The following is an 18621-nucleotide window of genomic DNA, read 5'->3' on the forward strand; positions in this document are numbered from 1 at the left end:
TGGCTCGTCTCCTCAGCAGCCGCGGTATCAGGCATCAAACCGGGCGAAGGCGCGCAAGGCCCCGCCGTCGTTATCAGTGACGTGCCTGTAGCCAAGCGATTCATAGAACGCCTTCTGGCCGGCCTCGTCGTCCGTCAGCAGGACCTTTTGCCGGACGTGGGAAAACGGCTGCAGTACCGATTCCACCAAACGTCGACCGATCCCCCGGCGCTGGAAGTCCGGATGGACGAGCACGTCCTGCAGATAGCAGATCGACGCCCCGTCGGATATCACCCGAGCGAGCCCAACAAGCTCGGTACCGGCGCGGGCTACTGCAATGGCGGCAGAACCGGATAGGGCAGTCGACACGGTCTCCGGCGACGACGTATAGATGGTCCAGCCAACGGCACCATATAGCGCGAGCACCTGCTGGAGGTCCAACTCCGCCGCGTCGACAAGCCTAACGTCCGGGGACATGTGGTCGATTGCGGCGGGGCGGTCCACGGGCTAGCTCTTCGGCTTCCAGATGTTGATGTCGGAGTCCACCGCGAACTTGTTGATGGCGTCAGTTTCCTCGTCTGTGAATTCGAGGGTGGCTACGGCGGCGAGGCTGTCCTCCAACTGCGCGACGCTGGACGCTCCGATCAGCGCCGAGGTCACCGGGGCGCCCTTCGACTGCTCGCGCAACGTCCAGGCGATGGCCATCTGCGCGAGCGACTGGCCGCGGTCCGCCGCCAGCCGGTTCAGCCCACGGACGCGGTCCAGGTTTTCTTCGGAGAGCATCTGCGGGAACAATGACTTGTTCTGTGCCGCGCGGGAGTCCTCCGGAACGCCGTTCAGATAGCGGTCGGTGAGCATGCCTTGGGCCAGCGGCGAGAACGCGATGCACCCCATGCCCTCTTCGTCGAGCACTTCCAGCAGGCTCGGGCTGCCCTCTTCCACCCAGCGGTTCAGCAGGGAGTAGGACGGTTGGTGGATCAGCAGCGGGGTGCCGAGACCGCGCATGATGCGGGCCGCATCCCGAGTCTGTTCGGCCGTATAGGAGGAGATGCCGGCATACAAGGCCTTGCCGGAACGGACCGCCTGGTCCAGCGCACCCATCGTCTCTTCCAGCGGCGTGTTGGGGTCCGGCCGGTGGCTGTAGAAAATGTCCACGTAGTCCAGGCCCATCCGCTTCAGCGAGGCGTCGAGGCTGGACAGCAGGTACTTACGCGAACCCCATTCGCCGTAGGGTCCCGGCCACATCAGGTAGCCCGCTTTGGTGGAAATCACCAGTTCGTCGCGGTACGGCAGGAAATCCTCGCGCATGTGCCGGCCGAAATTCGTCTCGGCGCTGCCCTCGGGCGGACCGTAGTTGTTGGCCAGGTCGAAGTGCGTCACACCCAAGTCGAAGGCCCGGCGCAGGATGGCGCGCTGGACCTCCAGAGGCTTGTCGTCGCCGAAATTGTGCCAGAGCCCCAACGAGACTGCGGGCAATTGCAGGCCGCTTCGTCCCACCCGGCGGTAGGGCATGTTCTGGTAACGGTTCTGTGCAGCTTCAAACGCCATCCCCTCATCATGCCATCGCGCACCTACTGGTGCGGACCGCAAAACGACGGGGAGGGCGGATTTCCCGTCCTCCCCGTCATCGGGTCCTTAGGTTAGGGGCGAGTCGCTAGTCGCGGTCGCAGTGGAAACGGACCTTGTTGCTCGACACCCAGCCGTCTTTACGGCTGAAGGTCACCGCCTTGTAGGTGCGGTCGCAGCGCAAGCCGTCGTCACGGACCGTGAAGTGGCCATGATGGGTCCGGGCGTAGGACTCGTGCACGACGCGGTCTCGGGAAACGTTGACAACCCAGACGTGGACACGGCGTGCATCGTAGTCCGCGCCCCGCACCCGGTAGTCGCCATTATGGAAAATGCGCAACGACAGATTGGCATCGCCTCTGTCTCCCCTGTCAGCCTGGGATTGCGAAGACGTCGCGGCGACGCTGCTGGCACCGGCTGGAGCTGCCACGCCCATGCTGGCGAGCAGTCCCAGGAAGACGCCGGCGATCAACAACCGCGCGCGCCATTTTGCTGAGCTTCTCATCATTAGTGCTTCCGTGATTTCCGGTGAGCCCGGACGCGGAAGGCGCGTCCGCCTGTCATCGAGAAGCGGCTCGGCGGGCCCCCGGCTTTCCTGTCGCCGCTGCCGCTCACTGGCGCCGGATAAACCCACGGGGCTGCCCCGGCCCATCGTTGTCATCCTGAGGTTGCCGTCCCTCGGAGGATCCTGCCTCCTATGCTCCGCGCCGTGCCCCTTTGGTGCGGTTAACACGTGCATTCAGAGTAGTGGAAACAGGTAGCGGCGGATAGCCTGTCAAGGCACTTTTCCGTCACCCCCCCTCCGGCCCGGCGCAGCCCCTACCTCTGCCGCCCTGCCATCGTGCGGCTAGCGGTTCCGATCGGCGATGATCCGGCCCACCACGGCAGGTACGGCGGCGCTGATATCGGATGCAGCCAGCGGGCGGCCCCGCTCGAATGACGACGGCGGTGCACACCACCCGCGGCTCGCCTCCGCGGGGCCCGGGTCCGCTGCGGATTTGATATTGTCCCGTCCCGCTGCCTCCGTCCCGGCCAGTCCGTGAAGGCAGGCAGCCATGGCGGCAACCACCGCCCAATGCTCCGGCTCCGCGATTCCGGCCGCCTCCAGTTGCTCCGTGCGGACGGTCGCTGCGAGGGCTCCAAGGATCCCGGCGAGCGTGTCGCCGGATCCTGCGGTGGCCAGCCAGTCGGGCCCGTCGTGCTGGCAGAACAGGACGCCGTCCGGTGCGGCGATCACCGTTACCGCCCCCTTGAGCAGCACGGTGGCACCGGTGAGGCCGGCGGTCAGGGCTGCGAATTCGGCGGGTGTGGCCTCAATATGTTGTCGGTCGGTGGCGACGCCCTGAGCTTCCAGGATGCGCACCAGTTCGCCGGCGTGCGGGGTCAGGACCACGTGCGGTCCCAGCTCGGCCGGAAGTACGTCGAAGGCGCCGGCGTCGGCGACCACCGGCAGCCCGGAAGCGATGGCGTCCCGAGCCCGCTCGCGCTGATCCTGGTCCCCGTCGGTTCCAGGACCCACCAGCCAAGCCTGGACCCGGGAGTCTGCCACCGTTCCCTGCGAACAAACGGCCTCGGGTGTCTGCAGGTTGATCAACCGGCACACTTCCGAAGGCCCCAGATACCTGATCATTCCGACCCCGGTGGCCGACGCCGCCTTGGTCGCGAGCAGGGCCGCGCCGGGATAGGAGCTGGATCCGGCGGCGATGCCCAGCACTCCGCGGGTGTACTTGTGGTCGGTCCGCCGCGGCACCGGCCAGAGCGTGGCCAGGTCCTGCGCGTCGAGGCGCCGCAGTCCTGGCTCCGGAAGCAAGTGTCCGATACCAATATCCACCGTCTCGATCCTGCCGGCGAGCGCGGCCGCGGGGTCCAGCAAAAGACCGGCTTTGGCCCCGCCGAAGGTGACCGTGAGGTCTGCGGGCAGCACCGGCCCGTTCACTTGGCCGGTCTCGGCGTTGACACCACTGGGCAGGTCGCACGCCACCACCAGGGGCCGGCGGCGGAGGCCTTCGTGGGAATCCAGCAGCGCCTGCACCAGCTCCCGCGCCGGACCGCGCAGTCCCCCGGCGGCGCCGGTGCCCACAATCCCGTCGACGATGGCATCCGCGGCGGCACAGACCTCTGTCGCGGCCCGAAGCGTGTCCGCCGGTACTGGTGCACCGGCTGCAGCCGCCGAATCCAGCCGGATTACCCGGCCGCTGCTCCGTTCGAAAGCAGCCAGCGCCTCCGGGTGCACGCGCGCGGAGGTGAGCACCGCCGTCGTCATGGCACCACGTTGTGCCACCGCCGCCGCTGCGAAGAGGGCGTCCCCGCCGTTGTTGCCGCTTCCGGCCAGTACCACCAGGCGGGTCCCGTAGACCCGGCCGGCCACGCGTTTGAGTTCGCCGATGATGCCGGAGGCCAGTCCGGCTGCCGCGCGGGCCATGAGTTCCGGGCCCTGTCCGTCGTCGAGCAGCGGGCGTTCGGCGGCGCGGATCTGGTCCGGGGTCCAGGCCTCGATCATGCGGTCCTTTCGGTCAAGCAGCCAGCGGGGCAACGAGCGGTGAGGCGGATGGTGCGGTTACTGCTGCCGGAGCGGCCAGGGCTGCCAGCCGTTGGGCAACAACTCCAGTGTCCGTTCCGCCCGCAAGAGTTGATCCTCGGTGTAGTCGTGGGAGGGTTCACCGCCGCCACCTTCCCAGCCCGAGCCGTCCACCCGTACCAGTTGGTATTCGGCTCGCCGGTGCTTCCCCAACGGATACCGCTCCGCGAAGCCGCCAGCAGCCACAGAGAGCACTTGCTGCTCCAGCCCGGCCGCCTCGGAGTCCAGGATCTCGTCGCAGGCATCGCAGCCACAGGACGGAAACGGTGTGCTGTGCAGCAGCCCGCTGTGCAGCAACACGCCGGGGAAATCGGTATACGTAAAGACCAACGGCGCGGCATCCGGGCTGGCTGGGTCCACCCGGACGGCCCGGAGCACACTGACCTGCCCGCGCATCCGGGCCTCTGTTTCGGCCGTGACGTCCCTGGTGCTGGCCGCGTAGGTGGAGACCAGGAAGTCGATCAGACTGTCGGCCACGGCATGGAGGCCGCTAAAACGCCCGGTGTTGCTGGTGACGCCATAGGACTCGGACGCTGCAGCTTCGTCTCCCCACCTGGTGCCGTAGGGAAGCGGCGTCCCGTCCGCATCGCGGTAAACCTCCACCGAAATATCCGGCCGAACGTAGGGTTTCCAGCCGGCGGGCAACGGAACCGGTTGCGGCAAGTTGCCGTCGTGCTCCTCGAACCGTGGCAGCGGCTCCGGGTCCGATTCAACCCACTCGCGGACGGTCGCCAGCGACTCCGCGAACTGTTCCACGCTGGCGGAATGCAGCCGCTCGACCAAGCCCTGGACAATCAGGCTCATCTCGTGGTCCCCGGCCTCGGTGACCCCGCCTTCCATGCTGCGCCATTGGGCGTCCGGGCGCTGCGCCACGACGGTGTTGCCGGTGAACACTTCCGCGGCGTTCGCCACGTCCGGATCGGCGAGCAGGGCGGCGGCGTTGGCCCGCAGGAATTCCAGCAGCCGCACTGGGTCGGCCGCCAGACCCGCAGCATCTTCCCCAAGCCGGGCACAAAACCCGACGAACGGTGCATAGCCGCCGACGTGCCGGATCTCGGACTCGTCAGTCTCCGACCGGTACAGCGCGCGTCCGGAGTACACAGGGAGCGGCGGCCCGGTCGCGGGTCCTTCGAACAAGTCCTCTGCGGCAGCCATGAAGCCGATCCTAGCCTGAGGCTCCGCTGCGGACTATGGCGGCAGAGTGCCCGGGCAGAACCAGCCCGTCAAACGCCCCGGTGCCGTCACTCCCAGCCCCGTCCTCGCGGCCGGCGGCACTCGCGGCGGTGTACGCAGCGCCGTCGTCGGTAGCCAGCACCACCGTGCCTGACGCCGGGACCACGCGGGACTCGGTGGCGAAATTGCAGCAGATCGCGAGCGGGCCACGGTGCAGGATGAGCCACCCTGCGCCCGGGTCCGTTTGCACCGAGACCGCTGCGAAGTCCGGGTCGGTGAGCTCGGGCTGCTCTTTCCGCAGCCGGATCAGCCGCTTGTACAGCTCCAGCATCCGTGCGTGGTCGCCGGTTTCGGGCTCCGTCCAGTCCAGCTTTGAGTTGCGGAAGGTGCGCGGGTCCTGCGGGTCGGGCACGGTCTGCCGGTCCCAGCCCATCCGTTCGAACTCTTTGAGCCGGCCCGCGGAGGTCGCTTCGCCCAGTTCCGGTTCGGGGTGCGAGGTGAAGAACTGCCATGGGGTGGACGCGGCGAACTCCTCGCCCATGAACAGCATGGGGGTGAACGGCGCGGTCAGGTTCAGCACCGCTGCGAGCGCCAACTGTCCGTAGCCAAGGCTGCCGGTGAGCCGGTCGCCGGCGGCACGATTGCCGATCTGGTCGTGGTTTTGCGTGCAGACCACCAGCTGCGGTGCGGCCACCCGCTCCTTGTTGATCGGCCGGCCGTGGTGCCGTTCCCGGAACGAGGAGTAGCTGCCGTCGTGGAAGAACCCGTCCTGCAGCACCTTCTCCAGCGCTCCCAGTCCGGCGAAGTCGGCATAGTAGCCACTGGCCTCGCCGGTGAGGTTCACGTGCACGGCATGGTGGAAATCGTCGCTCCACTGCCCGGCCAGTCCGTAGCCGTTCGACTGCCGGGGCTCGATGAGCCGCGGATTGTTAAGGTCCGATTCCGCGATCAGGAACAAGGGCTTGCCCAGCTCGGCCGCGCAGTCGTCCGTCACCGCCGCGATTTCCTCCAGGATGTGGACGGCCCGCTCGTCGCGCAGGGCGTGCACCGCATCCAGCCGCAGCCCGTCCACGTGGTAGTCGCGGAACCACATCAGCACGTTGTCCGTGATGAAGCGGCGGACTTCGTCCGAGCCCGGCCCGTCCAAATTGACGGAGTCGCCCCAGGTGTTGGCGCTGCTGCTGCTCAGGTACGGCCCGAACCGCGGCAAGTAGTTTCCGCTGGGACCCAGATGGTTGTAAACCACGTCCTGGATGACGCCGATGCCCTTGGCGTGCGCGGCATCCACGAAGCGCTGATAGGCGGCCGGCCCGCCGTAGCTTTCCTGCACGGCAAACCACAGCACGCCGTCGTAGCCCCAGTTGTGCGTTCCGTTGTAGGCGTTGACCGGCAGCAGCTGCACGTAGTCCACGCCGAGTCCGGCCAGATAGTCGAGCTTGCCAGCGGCCGCGTCCAGTGTTCCTTCGGGGGTGAACGTGCCGATATGCAGTTCGTAGATCACTCCGCTCAGCCCCGGGGAAACCCAGTCTTGGTCCTGCCACGGGTGCGCCCCGGCGTCGAACGTCCGGGACAGTCCGTGCACACCGTCCGGCTGGCGGCGGGACCGCGGGTCCGGCAGCGCCCTGTCCTCGCCGTCCAGCAGATAGCCGTAGTCGGCCTCTCCCTCGGGCACGGCGGCGGTGTCTGCCAGCCGCCACCAGCCGTCGTCGGTCCCCCGCAGCGGTAGCCGTGCGCCGCCCGCCCGCAGTTCCACCGTTCCGGCCCGCGGCGCCCACACCGCAAAGTCCCGGCTCAAGGTTGTTCCTCTCCGCGCACCAGCAGCGCCACTGGCAATTCGGCCAGCACGCCGGACAGCCGGAGGACCCCGTCGCTGGTGTGCCTCCGCCCGCTCAGCACGTCCTGGTATGGCCCCGGCGGAATCACGACGGCGGTGTCCCGCCATCCGCCGTCCCGCTGCAGCCGGACCGGCAGCCTGGTGGCCAGCGTGATGGCCCCGCCGCGGTCGAAGCCGAAGGCGTGATCGGCGGCGGGACCGCGCACCGAAATGGCCTGGTAACCGGTAAACAGCTCGGGCCGGTCCCGGCGCAGCCGCAGTGCCCTGGCCACCACCAGCATCTTGGCGGCAGCGCTGTCGTCCACCGGCGGCGTCCCGTACCGGTCCAGGTTCTCCAGCGCCGTGCGCCGGGCCTGGAAGTCGACCGGCCGGCGGTTGTCCGGGTCCACCAGCGAGTGGTCCCAGAACTCCGTCCCCTGGTAGACGTCCGGCACTCCGGGCATGGTCAGCTGGATGAGCTTCGCGGACAGGGAGTTGCTCCTGCCGAAAGCCGTGGTGTCCTCCACCAGTCCGACCAGCAGCCGGTTCACCTCCGGGTCGTCGAAGGCAGCATCCACAGCGGCATGCAGCTGCTTTTCAAAATCGGTGTTGGGGTCGATCCACGACGTGCTGTTGCCGGCTTCGCGGGCGGCCTTCTCCGCATAGGCGTGCGCGCGGTCCCGGCTGAACGGCCAGGCCCCCAGCGCCGCCTGCCACAGCAGGTCGGCGAACGGCAGGTCCCCGAACGGGGCCAGCCGGTCCAGCTCCGCCAGCCGCGCCGGCCATTGGTCCGCCAGCTCGGCGAGCACCGAGATGCGGGCGCGGGTGTCCTCGCTGCGTTTCGTGTCGTGCGTCGAGAGCGTGGTCATCGCCAGCGGCGCCTCCTGCTGCCGGCGGATCAGCCGTGTGTGCAGCTCAAACGGCTCCACCGCGAAGATGGACGGATCGGCGCCCACCTCGTTCAAGGAGGTCAACCGTGTGTACCGATAGAAGGCGGTGTCTTCCACCCCCTTGGCCATCACCATTCCGGACGTCTGCTGGAAACGCACCGCCAGTTCGGTCAGCACACCGTCCGGCTGCAGCAGTGGCAGCAGGGCGGTGACCGCTTCGGCCAGGTCCGGCCGGCGGGCCCGGGCCGCGATTCCGGCTTCCTCCAGATACTCCGCGCCGACCGGAAGGTAACTCCGGTACACCGGAAAGCAGCTCAGCAGTTCGGCGAGCGCATCCGCGGCGAGGTCGAAGCCGACTCCGGCCTCGGCCGGAACCAGCCGCGCCAGGCGCAGCACCTCGGAACGCAGGATGCCGTCGGCGATTCCCCGTTTGGTGTCATGGATCATGTGCTGGTACGGCTGGACCGGTGCCGCCTCGGTCAGGCGTTCCCGCCCGTCGGGATCAACCAGCAGCCGGTCCACTTCCGCCAGCGCGTCGTACCCGGTGGTTCCCGCGCAGGCCCAATCCGTCGGCAGCGTCTCCCCCGGCTCCAGGATCTTTTCCACCAGCACGTAGGCGCCACCAGTCAGCTCCTGCAGCCGCTGCAGGTAGCCCTTCGGGTCTGCCAGCCCGTCCGGATGGTCCACGCGCAGCCCGTCCACCAGGCCCTCATCGAACCATCGCTTGATCTCGGCGTGGGACTCGTCAAACACCCACGGCACCTCCACCCGCACACCGGCGAGGGAGTTGACGCCGAAGAACCTGCGGTAATTAAGCTCCGCGTCGGCGCGCCGCCAATTCACCAGCTGGTAGTGCTGGCGTTCGTGGACTACCCGGGCCGTGGCGCCGTCGTCGGCCGTTCCCGCGGCGATGGGGAACCTGTTCTCGTAGTAGCGCAGCTCGCCGTCGGCAAGTTCCAGCACATCCAGTTCAGCGTCGCCGTCGCCCAGCACCGGAATCCGGATCTTTCCGCCACCGGCGTCCCAGTCGATGTCGAACGCCTCGGCATAACGTGACCCGCGGCCTTCGGCCAGGAGCGACCACCACCAACGGTTGTTGGCCGGGGTGCCCACGCCCATGTGGTTCGGGACAATGTCCACCATGACTCCCAGCCCCGCTTTCCGGGCGGCCGCGGAGAGCGCGCGCAGCCCGTCGATGCCGCCCCTGGCCGGATCCACCGCACCGAAATCCACCACGTCGTAGCCGTGATCCGACCCCGGTTCAGCCGTGAGCAGGGGCGAGAGATAGACCCAGTCGACCCCGAGATTGTGCAGGTACGGCACCAGGTCAGCCGCGTCGTACAGCGTAAGAGATTCCCTGATCTGCAATCTGTAGGTCGACGCCGGGGACCTCATCCGTCCTGCTTCCCCTTGTTGCCCTTGGCGGCCGGCTTCGGGGCGGATTCGGGGGCCGCCTCCGGCGCAGCGTTGGTGTCCGGTCCCGCCGCGGTTTCTGGGGCCGCGGCATGTGCGGGTTTCGGCGCCTGCGCGGATTCCGTTGCGGGTTTCGGCGCCTGCCCGGATGCAGGCACCTGCTCCGCCTCGGACATGGCAGCCACCGAAGCGGCCACGGAGTGGTCCGGCTCGTCTTCCTGCGGCGAGTGGGCCCGCAGCACCATGGTGGACTTCGCGGCGACCGGCGCGGTCTCCCCGGCCTTCAGCGGGCCGGTCGAGTCCGCGCCGCCTGCTGTATCGATGACGACGTCCCACGCCGGCGCATATTCCCGCGGCGGCAGGACGAACGGCACATCGTCGTCGTCCGCATTGAAATAGATCAGGAAATGCTCATCGGTGATCCGTTGCCCACGGTCGTCGCGTCCGCGGATGCCTTGGCCGTTGAGGAAGATGCCGATGCACCGGCCCAGTGCTTCGCCCCAGTCCTCCGGTTCCATCAAGGTCCCCTCCGGAGTAAGCCACACGACGTCGCTCAGCGGTTCGCCCTCGCCGCGGCGGACCGGTTTTCCGTCGAAGAACGTGCGGCGCCGGAAGGTGGGGTGCTCGGCCCGCAGCCGGTTTACCGTGGCCACGAACTCAAGCAGCGGCTGGTCCATGTTGTTCCAGTCCACCCAGGACAGCTCCGAATCCTGGCAGTACACGTTGTTGTTGCCCTGCTGGGTGCGGCCCAATTCGTCGCCGTGGGCGATCATCGGCACGCCCTGGCTCAGCAGCAGCGTGGCCAGGAAGTTTCGCTGCTGCCTGGCGCGCAGGGTGAGGACCTCCGGGTCGTCGGTAGGGCCTTCCACCCCGCAGTTCCATGAGCGGTTGTGTGACTCGCCGTCGTTATTGTCTTCGCCGTTGGCCTCGTTGTGCTTCTCGTTGTAGGACACCAGGTCCCGCATGGTGAAGCCGTCGTGGGCGGTGATGAAGTTGATCGAGGCGACCGGCCGGCGACCGGTCGCTTCGTACAGATCGGACGATCCGGTGATGCGGGACGCGAATTCGCCCAGAGTGGACGGCTCGCCCCGCCAGAAATCGCGCACGGTGTCCCGGTACAGGCCGTTCCACTCCGTCCACAGCGGCGGAAAGTTGCCCACCTGGTAGCCGCCGGGACCGATGTCCCACGGCTCGGCGATCAACTTGGTCTGCGACACGATCGGGTCCTGCTGCACCATTTCAAAGAAGGTCGAGAGCCGGTCCACATCGTAGAACTCGCGGGCCAGCGTCGAGGCCAGGTCGAATCGGAATCCGTCCACGTGCATCTCCGACGCCCAGTAGCGCAGCGAGTCCATCAGCAACTGCAGCGAGTGGGGATGGCGCACATTGAGGGAATTTCCCGTGCCGGTGTAGTCCATGTAGTACTGCGGCTGATCGTCCACCAGCCGGTAGTAGGCACCGTTGTCGAGCCCGCGGAAGGACAAGGTGGGCCCCAAATGGTTGCCCTCCGCCGTGTGGTTGTACACGACGTCGAGGATCACTTCGATGCCGGCCAGGTGCAGCTCCCGGACCATCGCCTTGAATTCTTGCACCTGCTGACCGGTATCACCGGAGGAGCAGTAGGTATTCTGCGGCGCGAAAAAGCCTATGGTGTTGTAGCCCCAGTAGTTGGACAGTCCCTTGTCCTGCAGCGTGCTGTCGTTGACGAACTGGTGGACCGGCATCAGCTCGATGGCCGTCACGCCAAGCTTCTTGAGGTGCTCGATCACCGCCGGATGGGCGATCCCGGCGTAGGTGCCGCGCTGTTCTTCCGGGATCTCCGGATGCAGCTGGGTCAGGCCCTTGACGTGGGCCTCGTAGATCACCGAGCGGTGGTACGGCGTGCGCGGCTTCCGGTCGCCATCCCAGTCGAAGAAAGGATTGACGACGACGCCGAGCATCATGTGCTCTGCCGAGTCCTCGTCATTGCGGGAGTTCTCGTCCCCGAAGTTGTAGCCGAACAGCGGCTGGGCCCAGTCGATCTGGCCGCTAACGGCCTTGGCGTAGGGGTCCAGCAAGAGCTTGTTCACGTTGCAGCGAAGCCCCCGGCCGGGCTCGTACGGGCCTTCCACCCGGAATCCGTACTTCTGGCCCGGTTGGATCTGCGGCAGATAGCAGTGCCACACGTAGCCGTCGACGTCTTTGAGCTTGATCTGCTGCTCGACTCCGTCGTCGTCAAACAGGCACAGGAAGACGGCATCCGCTACTTCGCTGAACACGGCAAAGTTGGTTCCGTTGCCGTCATAGGTTGCCCCCAGCGGATAGGCGTCTCCCGGCCAAACTTCCATGCGCAACTCCTGATCATCGATGGCGGATCCCTCTTTCTTTCTTACCCCATGGCGATGACATTGGATATCCCGGTTTGCCCGCCAAAAGGCCGCACCACGACGACGGAGCCCGGCTCCGCGCGGAATCCGGCGGCTGCCGTCCCGCTGAAATGCCCCGCCAACTGCAGCCTTCGGGGTCGATCAGGCAGGAGGCGCCACCGGCCCTACACAGCGATGGGTACTACTGTCGACCAGCTCACCGCGGGCGTATCGTTGAGCTACTATCGGGTTCTGGTGAAGCGGGGGCGGCCATGACTGGCGGCGATTCGGGATCCATCGGCGTCGTCTCCCGGCGCCAGTTCACCACAGCGACGGCTCTGACCGTGCTCGGCGCAGCAGGCCTGCTCGGCGCCCTTCCCCGGGCCCTAGGAGCATGACGTGACGGATCCTCCAGGAGCAGGCGGACACCAGGACCTCGCTGTGCTAGACCTTCTTGCCCGCCGGTATGCCGACGACCCGCTGGTTGAACGCGGCACCATGTTCCGCGGTCCCGGCCTGCGGGTGGGTGGAAAAATCTTCGCGTTCCTCGGCCACGGCGACCGCCTGATCGTGAAGGTTCCCCGGCGACGCGCCGATTCTGCTGTTGCTTCCGGTGCGGCAGAACCGGTCACCATGGGCCAGCGGACCATGAAGGAATGGGTGGCTTTTCCGGCGGTGGCAGACGACGCGCCAGCCACCGAGCGACTGTGGCTCAGCGCCGCAGACGAAGCCTATGCGTACGTCAAGAGCCTTGGCGGCAGCTGAGGCTGCGACTTCCGCGAGCTGGCGTCACCCAGGCTGCTCTGCCGGCTGGAACAATTCCACCAAGTTCCCTGCCGGGTCGGCGAGCAATATCTGGCGGCCGCCCGGGCCCTCCACCAGGTCGCTGCGAAATTGCAGCCCGGCGCTGTGCAGCCGGCCGACCTCTGTCTGCAGGTCGTCAACGATCAGATGGATGCGGTTGCCGCCGGCGGTTGCGTAGTCCGCCGGGGTGGCCCGGGCGCCCGAGCTCGCCGGCCCGGACAGCAACAGCCGCAACGGGCCGCGCCGCACGTCGGCAAAGGCGGGTGAGCGCATGCTGACCGTGAAGCCGAAATGGTTGGTGTAGAAGTCGACGGCGGCATCGACGTCGTCCACAAGATAGCGGACGCTGGCGTACTGCTCCGGTGCTGTCACGGCTCATTCTCCTTCGATCATGGCCTGCTGCCAGTGCCTGCAGGATACACACCGCGCGGTCTTGATGGAATGGGGCCTTCGGCCGTTCCCGGTGCCGCCTGAAACAGTGCCGCCTCAACCGGTTCCCCCGAAAGACCTGGTCGGGAACAATGGGACAACGCTGCCCCGCCAGTCCGATCAGCCCAGGAGCCCTCGTGGCAAAACTACTGTATTCGGCCATCATGTCCCTGGACGGCTACATTGCCGACCAGAACGGCAACTTTGACTGGAGCATGCCGGACGACGAAGTTCATTCGTTCGTGAATGGCCTGGAGAACCATGTCGGAACGTACCTTCTCGGCCGCCGGATGTATGAAGTGATGGTGTTCTGGGAGACCGTCCCGGCCGGCCCAGACGTCCCGCCGGTGGAACGCGACTTCGCCGAGTCGTGGCTGCGGAAGGACAAGGTGGTTTACTCGCGGACCTTGGACAAGGCCGCAAGCGCCCGGACCCGGATCGAGCGGGAGTTTGACCCGGAAGCCGTCCGTCGGATGAAAATCGAAGCGGCTGAAGACCTGAGCATCAGCGGGCCGGACCTGGCCAGCCATGCGTTCAGGGCCGGTCTGGTCGACGAATGCCAGTTCTTCGTCTCCCCGGTCGTAGTCGGGGGCGGGAAGCGCTTCCTGCCGGAGGACGTGAAAGTGGATTTGGAACTGCTGGACGAGCGGCGCTTCGGCAATGGGGTGGTCTACCTGCGCTACCGGGTGGCGGGCGGCTGACCGTTACCTTTCGGCTATCACCATGGCAGTGGCCAGATCGCCGTCATGGCTCATCGACAGGTGCCAGTACTTCACTCCCCTGGCCTCGGATGCCGCGGCGACCGTGCCGGTGAATTCCGGGTAAGGGTCTCCGCCTGGGTCCACACAGATGGTGCAGTCCTGCCAGTTCATGCCCGAGGGAGCGCCCAGGGCCTTGGCGATCGCTTCCTTGGCGGCGAAGCGGGCAGCCAGCGACCTGGTGTTGAGCTCACGTTCGGCGGGTGTGAAGAGCCGCTCGCGCAAGGCCGGGGTGCGCTGCAGCTGCCGGCGGAACCTGGAGACTTCCACCACGTCCACGCCGATGCCAACGATCATTTCCCGGCCCCTGCCCGGACCGCCCATGGCGAGCGGGCGCATCTGGGCGACAGCGCCGGCTCCGGGTTGGACCGGAGCGTGCACCGCACCGGCGGCACGGACAGCAGCCGCACGCGCAAGAGCAGCGCTGCCCGGCGCACGCGCACCGGACGCCGGGGAACGGAGCAGTCCCCGATCCTGTTGTACGGGGATCGGGGCGATGCGAAGAGAAGGCGGGTAGCCATGCTTGCCTGCTGCCTCTTATTCGACAGTGACGCTCTTGGCCAGGTTCCGCGGCTGGTCCACGTCGTAACCCTTGGCCGTGGCCAGCTCGCAGGCAAAGATCTGAAGTGGAACGGTGGTCAGCAGCGGAGCCAGCAGGGTCGGCGTCTCCGGCACGAAGAAGACGAACTCGGCGAAGTCCTTGACCGCCTCATCGCCTTCTTCGGCGATCACGATGGTCTTGGCGCCGCGGGCCCGGATCTCCTGGATGTTGGAGACCACTTTGGAGTGCAGCGAATTGCGTCCGCGCGGCGAGGGCACCACCACGAAGACCGGCTGGCCGTCTTCGATCAGGGCGATCGGTCCGTGCTTGAGCTCGCCGGCGGCGAAGCCTTCGGCGTGGATGTAGGCCAGTTCCTTCAGCTTCAGCGCGCCCTCCATGGCGACCGGGAAGCCGACATGCCGGCCGAGGAACAGCACCGACTTGGTATCCGCCATGCGGGCGGCCAGGTCCTTGATGCCCTTGGCGTTGTCCAGCACGTTCTGGATCTTGGCCGGGATCTTGCCCAGGTCCGCCAGAATGTCCCTGATCTCGCCCTGGAACTTGTTCCCGCGCAGCTGCGCCAGGTACAGGCCCAGCAGGTAGGCTGCGGTGATCTGCGCCAGGAAGGCCTTCGTCGAGGCGACCGCGATTTCCGGACCGGCGTGCGTGTAGAGCACTGCATCGGCTTCACGCGGGATGGTTGACCCGTTGGTGTTGCAGATCGCCATCACCTTGGCGCCCTGTTCCTTGGCGTAGCGGACGGCCATCAGGGTGTCCATGGTTTCGCCGGACTGGGAGATGGCAACAATCAGCGTATTGGCATCCACGATCGGGTCGCGGTAGCGGAACTCGTGCGACAGCTCCACCTCTACCGGGATCCGGCACCAGTGCTCGATCGCGTACTTCGCCACCTGGCCGGCGTAGGCCGAGGTGCCGCACGCCAGCACGATGATCTTGTTGACCGCTTTGAGCAGCTCGGGGTCGATCCGCAGCTCGTCCAAGGTCAGCCGGCCGTTCAGGTCGTACCGGCCAAGCAGGGTCTGTCCTACCGCCTCCGGCTGGTCGTTGATTTCCTTCTCCATGAAGGACGGGTAGCCGCCCTTCTCCGCGGCGGCGGCATCCCAATTGACCTCGAACTCGGTTCCCTCGGCGGCATTGCCATGGAAATCGGTGATCTCGAAAGACTCGGGAGTGATGGTGACGATCTGGTCCTGATCCAGTTCCACGGCGCGACGGGTGAAGTCGATGAAGCCGGAAACGTCGGAGCCCAGGAAGTTCTCGCCCTCGCCCAGCCCCACGACCAGAGGAGAGTTGCGGCGTGCAGCCACGACGACGTCGGGCTGCTCCTCGTGGATGGCCAGCAGAGTGAAGGCGCCCTCCAGCCGCTGGCAGGCAAGCTGCATGGCCTTGGCCAACGTGGCCGTGGCGGGGTCCTTGGCCACCAGCGAACGGTAGATATCGCCGAGCAGCACTGCCGCCACCTCGGTGTCGGTCTCGGATCGCAGCGTGTAGCCCTTGGCCAGCAAGGACGCGCGGAGTTCGGCAAAGTTCTCGATGATGCCGTTGTGGATCACGGCCAGCTTGTCATCGTCGGCCAGATGCGGGTGCGCGTTCTGGTCGGTGGGTCCGCCGTGCGTCGCCCAGCGGGTGTGGCCAATGCCGGTCAGCGACTCGGGCAGCGGGTCGGTCTCGAGTTCCTCCAGCAGGTTGCTCAGCTTGCCGGACTTCTTGCGGGCTTCGATGCCGGCCTCGGAAATGACCGCCACTCCCGCGGAATCGTAACCGCGGTATTCCAGGCGACGAAGTCCCTCAAGAACAACATCCAGGGCGCTGTGGTCAGCAACGCTGACTCCGGCCCCGCCGTCGCGGCGGCCAACATATCCGACGATTCCACACATGGGGTTAAGGGTACCTGCCCGCAGGCCGGCCGAAGACAGCACGTCCTCTTCTCCCTCCCCGCCGACAGGCCGGCTCCAGACCCACAGCCCGCATGCGGTGAGCCGAAGGCGTAACCCGGCGCGCCGCCGTCGTGCGCCTTTTGGGATTTGAAAGCCGCAGCAGGCACAATTCATAGGTGACTGATGCGACACCGAAGACGACGGCGTCAAGCGGTGAGAGTAATTTCACACCATTCGTTGAGCTGGACCGGCAGACGTGGTCCCGGCTATCCAACGAGATTGAACAGCCGTTGGACCAGGACGATATTGAGCGCCTGCGGGGCCTGGGCGATGCCCTGAACCTGGATGAGGTCCGCGAGGTGTACCTCCCGCTTTCCCGTCTGCTCAATCTGTATGTGGGCGCGGCCGGCGAGCTGCACAAGGCCACCACCACGTTTCTGGGCGAAACCACGCGCCGCACTCCGTTCGTGATCGGCGTCGCCGGGTCGGTGGCGGTCGGAAAGTCCACCACGGCACGCGTGCTGCGCGAGATGCTGCGCCGCTGGCCGGACACCCCGAACGTGGAACTGATCACCACCGACGGATTCCTCTATCCGAATGCTGAGCTGACCCGGCGCGGCCTGATGGAACGCAAAGGCTTCCCCGAGTCCTACGACCAGCGGGCGCTGCTGCGCTTTGTGTCCGAGGTTAAATCCGGTGCCGAAGAAGTCCGTGCCCCCTGGTACTCGCACCTGACCTACGACATCGTGCCGGACAAGGAAGTGGTGGTCCACCGCCCGGACGTCCTGATTGTGGAAGGCCTGAACGTGTTGGCTCCGGCGCGCCCGCGGGCGGACGGCCGGACCGGACTGGCGCTGAGCGACTTTTTCGATTTCTCCGTATATGTGGACGCCAAGACGTCCTATATTGAGCAGTGGTACGTCAGCCGCTTCCACAAACTGCGGCGGACGTCCTTCGCCGACCCGGAATCCTATTTCCACCGCTATGCCTCACTCACGGACACCGAGGCCACCGAGACGGCGCTGGGCATCTGGCGCCGGATCAACGAACCGAACCTGAGGGAGAACGTGCTGCCGACACGCGGCCGGGCACAACTGGTGCTGACCAAGGACGCGGACCACTCGATCCGCAGAATGCTGCTGCGGAAAACCTGAGATGGCGCTCCTGAGGGCTCCGGTGCTCGTGGCAGGCCTGGCCGCCGTGCTGGTCCTGCTGACCGGTTGCGTTCCGGCCGAAGAAACCACGCCCTCCCCCAGTTCGACGGCGGCCGTGCCGGATCCGTCGGAAGGCGCCACGTCCCTGCCAGTTCCGTCGCAGAGCCCGAAAGCCACGAAGAAGAAGGACGGCAAAACCCCCGATGCCCGGGAAGACCACACTGATCCGGCAAGCATCGGCGTCGTCGTCAATAAGCGCAGGCCGTTGGCTCCGCTGGACTACCACCCCGACGACCTGCGCCAGCCGGCGGTAAGCATCGGGACCGGCGGTGAGTCTGCCCTGCTGCGCGATGCGGTGGCTGACGCCACCGAGAAGATGTTCAGCGCTGCCGCGGCCGACGGGGCTCCGATGATCATGGTCAGCGGATTCCGTTCCTATGCCACCCAGGTGGATACCTACAACCATTGGGTCCTGCAGCACGGCAGCGAGGCCGCCGCCGACATGATTTCGGCACGCCCCGGCTACTCCGAGCACCAGACCGGCTTGTCCATGGACATCGGCGACATCACGGGAGCCTGCAACCTGCAGCAATGCTTTGCCGACACTGCCGCCGGAACCTGGGCTGCCCGGAATGCAGTGCGCTTCGGGTTCATCATCCGCTACTCGCCCGGGGAGGAAAAAGTGACGGGGTATTCGCCCGAACCGTGGCACCTGCGTTACGTCGGCAAAAAAGTGGCCGGGAAGATGGAGGAACGCGGCATCGGATCGCTCGAGGAGTATTTCGGTCTTCCTGCTGCACCCGATTATTCATGACGAATTCGAATGAACCGGCGGCTTGAACACCCTTCTGCTGCGAACGGACGATACATTTAGCGACATGCTCAACGGGTTTAAAGAATTCATCATGAAGGGCAACGTCATTGACCTCGCCGTCGCCGTGATCGTCGGCGGTGCCTTCGGCGCCGTGGTCAATGCCCTGGTCAACAGTGTGCTGATGCCGTTCATCGCCGGACTGACCGGTTCGCCCGACTTCAACAGCTTCCTGCTATGGAACTTCAACGGCAATGAAGTGGCGTTCGGGGTCCTGCTCACCGCGATGGTGAACTTCCTGCTTATTGCCTCCGCGATCTACTTCGTGGTCGTCACGCCAATGAACCACCTGATCGCCCGGCGCAACCGCCGTATGGGCATTAACAAAGAGGAAGAGGCCGTGGATCCTCAGATCGCGCTGCTGACCGAGATCCGGGACGCTCTGCACGCGCGCAACCGGATGTAGCCG

Annotated in this window: 17 protein-coding genes; 6 read left to right on the forward strand and 11 right to left on the reverse strand. The window is 66.4% G+C overall.

All coding sequences use genetic code 11. The annotated features are described in order from the left end of the window. Window positions 1–27 precede the first annotated feature (27 nt). The 8 genes from E4J89_RS04250 to glgX form a co-directional block, all read right to left on the reverse strand. Window positions 28–456, reverse strand: coding sequence for a GNAT family N-acetyltransferase (locus E4J89_RS04250; protein WP_136784844.1), 429 nt, complete (start codon window positions 454–456; stop codon window positions 28–30). Between the two features lie 30 nt (window positions 457–486). Continuing rightward, the gene (mgrA, locus tag E4J89_RS04255) at window positions 487–1527 is read right to left on the reverse strand and encodes an L-glyceraldehyde 3-phosphate reductase (protein ID WP_136784845.1); all 1041 of its coding nucleotides are present in this window, start codon (window positions 1525–1527) and stop codon (window positions 487–489) included. Window positions 1528–1633: 106 nt separating this feature from the next. Beyond that, window positions 1634–2053 (reverse strand): hypothetical protein, encoded by a 420-nt coding sequence (locus tag E4J89_RS04260; RefSeq protein ID WP_136784846.1) that lies wholly within the window; start codon window positions 2051–2053, stop codon window positions 1634–1636. A 339-nt stretch (window positions 2054–2392) separates the two neighbouring features. Next, window positions 2393–4045 (reverse strand): bifunctional ADP-dependent NAD(P)H-hydrate dehydratase/NAD(P)H-hydrate epimerase, encoded by a 1653-nt coding sequence (locus E4J89_RS04265; protein WP_205754395.1) that lies wholly within the window; start codon window positions 4043–4045, stop codon window positions 2393–2395. A gap of 57 nt (window positions 4046–4102) precedes the next feature. Next, window positions 4103–5278 (reverse strand): DUF6226 family protein, encoded by a 1176-nt coding sequence (locus E4J89_RS04270; protein WP_136784847.1) that lies wholly within the window; start codon window positions 5276–5278, stop codon window positions 4103–4105. A gap of 10 nt (window positions 5279–5288) precedes the next feature. Further along, entirely contained in the window at window positions 5289–7091 is a 1803-nt protein-coding gene (treZ, locus tag E4J89_RS04275; protein WP_136784848.1) for a malto-oligosyltrehalose trehalohydrolase, read from the reverse strand. After that, window positions 7088–9394: a malto-oligosyltrehalose synthase gene (gene treY / locus E4J89_RS04280; RefSeq protein ID WP_136784849.1), complete on the reverse strand. Its 2307-nt coding sequence runs from the start codon at window positions 9392–9394 to the stop codon at window positions 7088–7090. Before treY ends, treZ begins: the two co-directional genes overlap by 4 nt. Then, a complete protein-coding gene (gene glgX, locus E4J89_RS04285) occupies window positions 9391–11739 on the reverse strand; it encodes a glycogen debranching protein GlgX (protein WP_136784850.1) in 2349 nt (782 codons plus the stop codon). The genes treY and glgX overlap by 4 nt, the downstream gene beginning before the upstream one ends. 290 nt (window positions 11740–12029) lie before the next feature. Between glgX and E4J89_RS19885 the strand changes: the two genes are divergently transcribed. Continuing rightward, complete coding sequence (locus tag E4J89_RS19885) at window positions 12030–12155, forward strand: hypothetical protein (protein ID WP_276606332.1); 126 nt, start codon at window positions 12030–12032, stop codon at window positions 12153–12155. Window position 12156: 1 nt separating this feature from the next. Continuing rightward, window positions 12157–12522 carry a TfoX/Sxy family protein gene (locus E4J89_RS04290; protein WP_136784851.1) on the forward strand — a complete coding sequence of 122 codons (366 nt, stop codon included), beginning with the start codon at window positions 12157–12159 and terminating at the stop codon, window positions 12520–12522. A 24-nt stretch (window positions 12523–12546) separates the two neighbouring features. On the opposite strand, the gene E4J89_RS04295 is transcribed toward E4J89_RS04290, so the two are convergent. Beyond that, complete coding sequence (locus E4J89_RS04295) at window positions 12547–12933, reverse strand: VOC family protein (protein ID WP_136784852.1); 387 nt, start codon at window positions 12931–12933, stop codon at window positions 12547–12549. Between the two features lie 194 nt (window positions 12934–13127). On the opposite strand from E4J89_RS04295, the gene E4J89_RS04300 reads away from it, so the two are divergent. Then, entirely contained in the window at window positions 13128–13691 is a 564-nt protein-coding gene (locus tag E4J89_RS04300; RefSeq protein ID WP_136784853.1) for a dihydrofolate reductase family protein, read from the forward strand. Window positions 13692–13694: 3 nt separating this feature from the next. Here the strand turns inward: E4J89_RS04300 and E4J89_RS04305 are convergent, their stop codons facing one another. Together E4J89_RS04305 and glmS are read right to left on the reverse strand one after the other, a co-directional pair. After that, window positions 13695–14045 (reverse strand): holo-ACP synthase, encoded by a 351-nt coding sequence (locus tag E4J89_RS04305; protein WP_136784854.1) that lies wholly within the window; start codon window positions 14043–14045, stop codon window positions 13695–13697. Window positions 14046–14285: 240 nt separating this feature from the next. After that, window positions 14286–16187: a glutamine--fructose-6-phosphate transaminase (isomerizing) gene (gene glmS, locus E4J89_RS04310; protein WP_136784855.1), complete on the reverse strand. Its 1902-nt coding sequence runs from the start codon at window positions 16185–16187 to the stop codon at window positions 14286–14288. 176 nt (window positions 16188–16363) lie between these two features. Here glmS and coaA point away from each other — a divergent pair, with 176 nt between their 5' ends. The 3 genes from coaA to mscL all read left to right on the forward strand — a co-directional run bounded on the left by coaA (window position 16364) and on the right by mscL (window position 18618). Further along, complete coding sequence (coaA, locus tag E4J89_RS04315) at window positions 16364–17341, forward strand: type I pantothenate kinase (RefSeq protein WP_136784856.1); 978 nt, start codon at window positions 16364–16366, stop codon at window positions 17339–17341. Window position 17342: 1 nt separating this feature from the next. Continuing rightward, a complete protein-coding gene (locus E4J89_RS04320) occupies window positions 17343–18155 on the forward strand; it encodes a M15 family metallopeptidase (RefSeq protein WP_136784857.1) in 813 nt (270 codons plus the stop codon). A 64-nt stretch (window positions 18156–18219) separates the two neighbouring features. After that, window positions 18220–18618 carry a large conductance mechanosensitive channel protein MscL gene (gene mscL, locus E4J89_RS04325; protein WP_136784858.1) on the forward strand — a complete coding sequence of 133 codons (399 nt, stop codon included), beginning with the start codon at window positions 18220–18222 and terminating at the stop codon, window positions 18616–18618. Window positions 18619–18621 lie beyond the last annotated feature (3 nt).

The organism is Arthrobacter sp. CAU 1506, from assembly GCF_005047635.1.
Classification (GTDB): Bacteria; Actinomycetota; Actinomycetes; order Actinomycetales; family Micrococcaceae; genus Crystallibacter.

Bases quoted from the DNA above. Each gene is read 5' to 3' on its own strand.
- E4J89_RS04260 (WP_136784846.1), bottom strand. From the start codon at position 2,053: ATGATGAGAAGCTCAGCAAAATGGCGCGCGCGGTTGTTGATCGCCGGC.
- mgrA (WP_136784845.1), bottom strand. From the start codon at position 1,527: ATGGCGTTTGAAGCTGCACAGAACCGTTACCAGAACATGCCCTACCGC.
- E4J89_RS04270 (WP_136784847.1), bottom strand. From the start codon at position 5,278: ATGGCTGCCGCAGAGGACTTGTTCGAAGGACCCGCGACCGGGCCGCCG.
- E4J89_RS04305 (WP_136784854.1), bottom strand. From the start codon at position 14,045: ATGATCGTTGGCATCGGCGTGGACGTGGTGGAAGTCTCCAGGTTCCGC.
- glmS (WP_136784855.1), bottom strand. From the start codon at position 16,187: ATGTGTGGAATCGTCGGATATGTTGGCCGCCGCGACGGCGGGGCCGGA.
- treY (WP_136784849.1), bottom strand. From the start codon at position 9,394: ATGAGGTCCCCGGCGTCGACCTACAGATTGCAGATCAGGGAATCTCTT.
- mscL (WP_136784858.1), top strand. From the start codon at position 18,220: ATGCTCAACGGGTTTAAAGAATTCATCATGAAGGGCAACGTCATTGAC.
- E4J89_RS04320 (WP_136784857.1), top strand. From the start codon at position 17,343: ATGGCGCTCCTGAGGGCTCCGGTGCTCGTGGCAGGCCTGGCCGCCGTG.
- E4J89_RS04265 (WP_205754395.1), bottom strand. From the start codon at position 4,045: ATGATCGAGGCCTGGACCCCGGACCAGATCCGCGCCGCCGAACGCCCG.
- glgX (WP_136784850.1), bottom strand. From the start codon at position 11,739: ATGGAAGTTTGGCCGGGAGACGCCTATCCGCTGGGGGCAACCTATGAC.
- E4J89_RS19885 (WP_276606332.1), top strand. From the start codon at position 12,030: ATGACTGGCGGCGATTCGGGATCCATCGGCGTCGTCTCCCGGCGCCAG.
- E4J89_RS04250 (WP_136784844.1), bottom strand. From the start codon at position 456: ATGTCCCCGGACGTTAGGCTTGTCGACGCGGCGGAGTTGGACCTCCAG.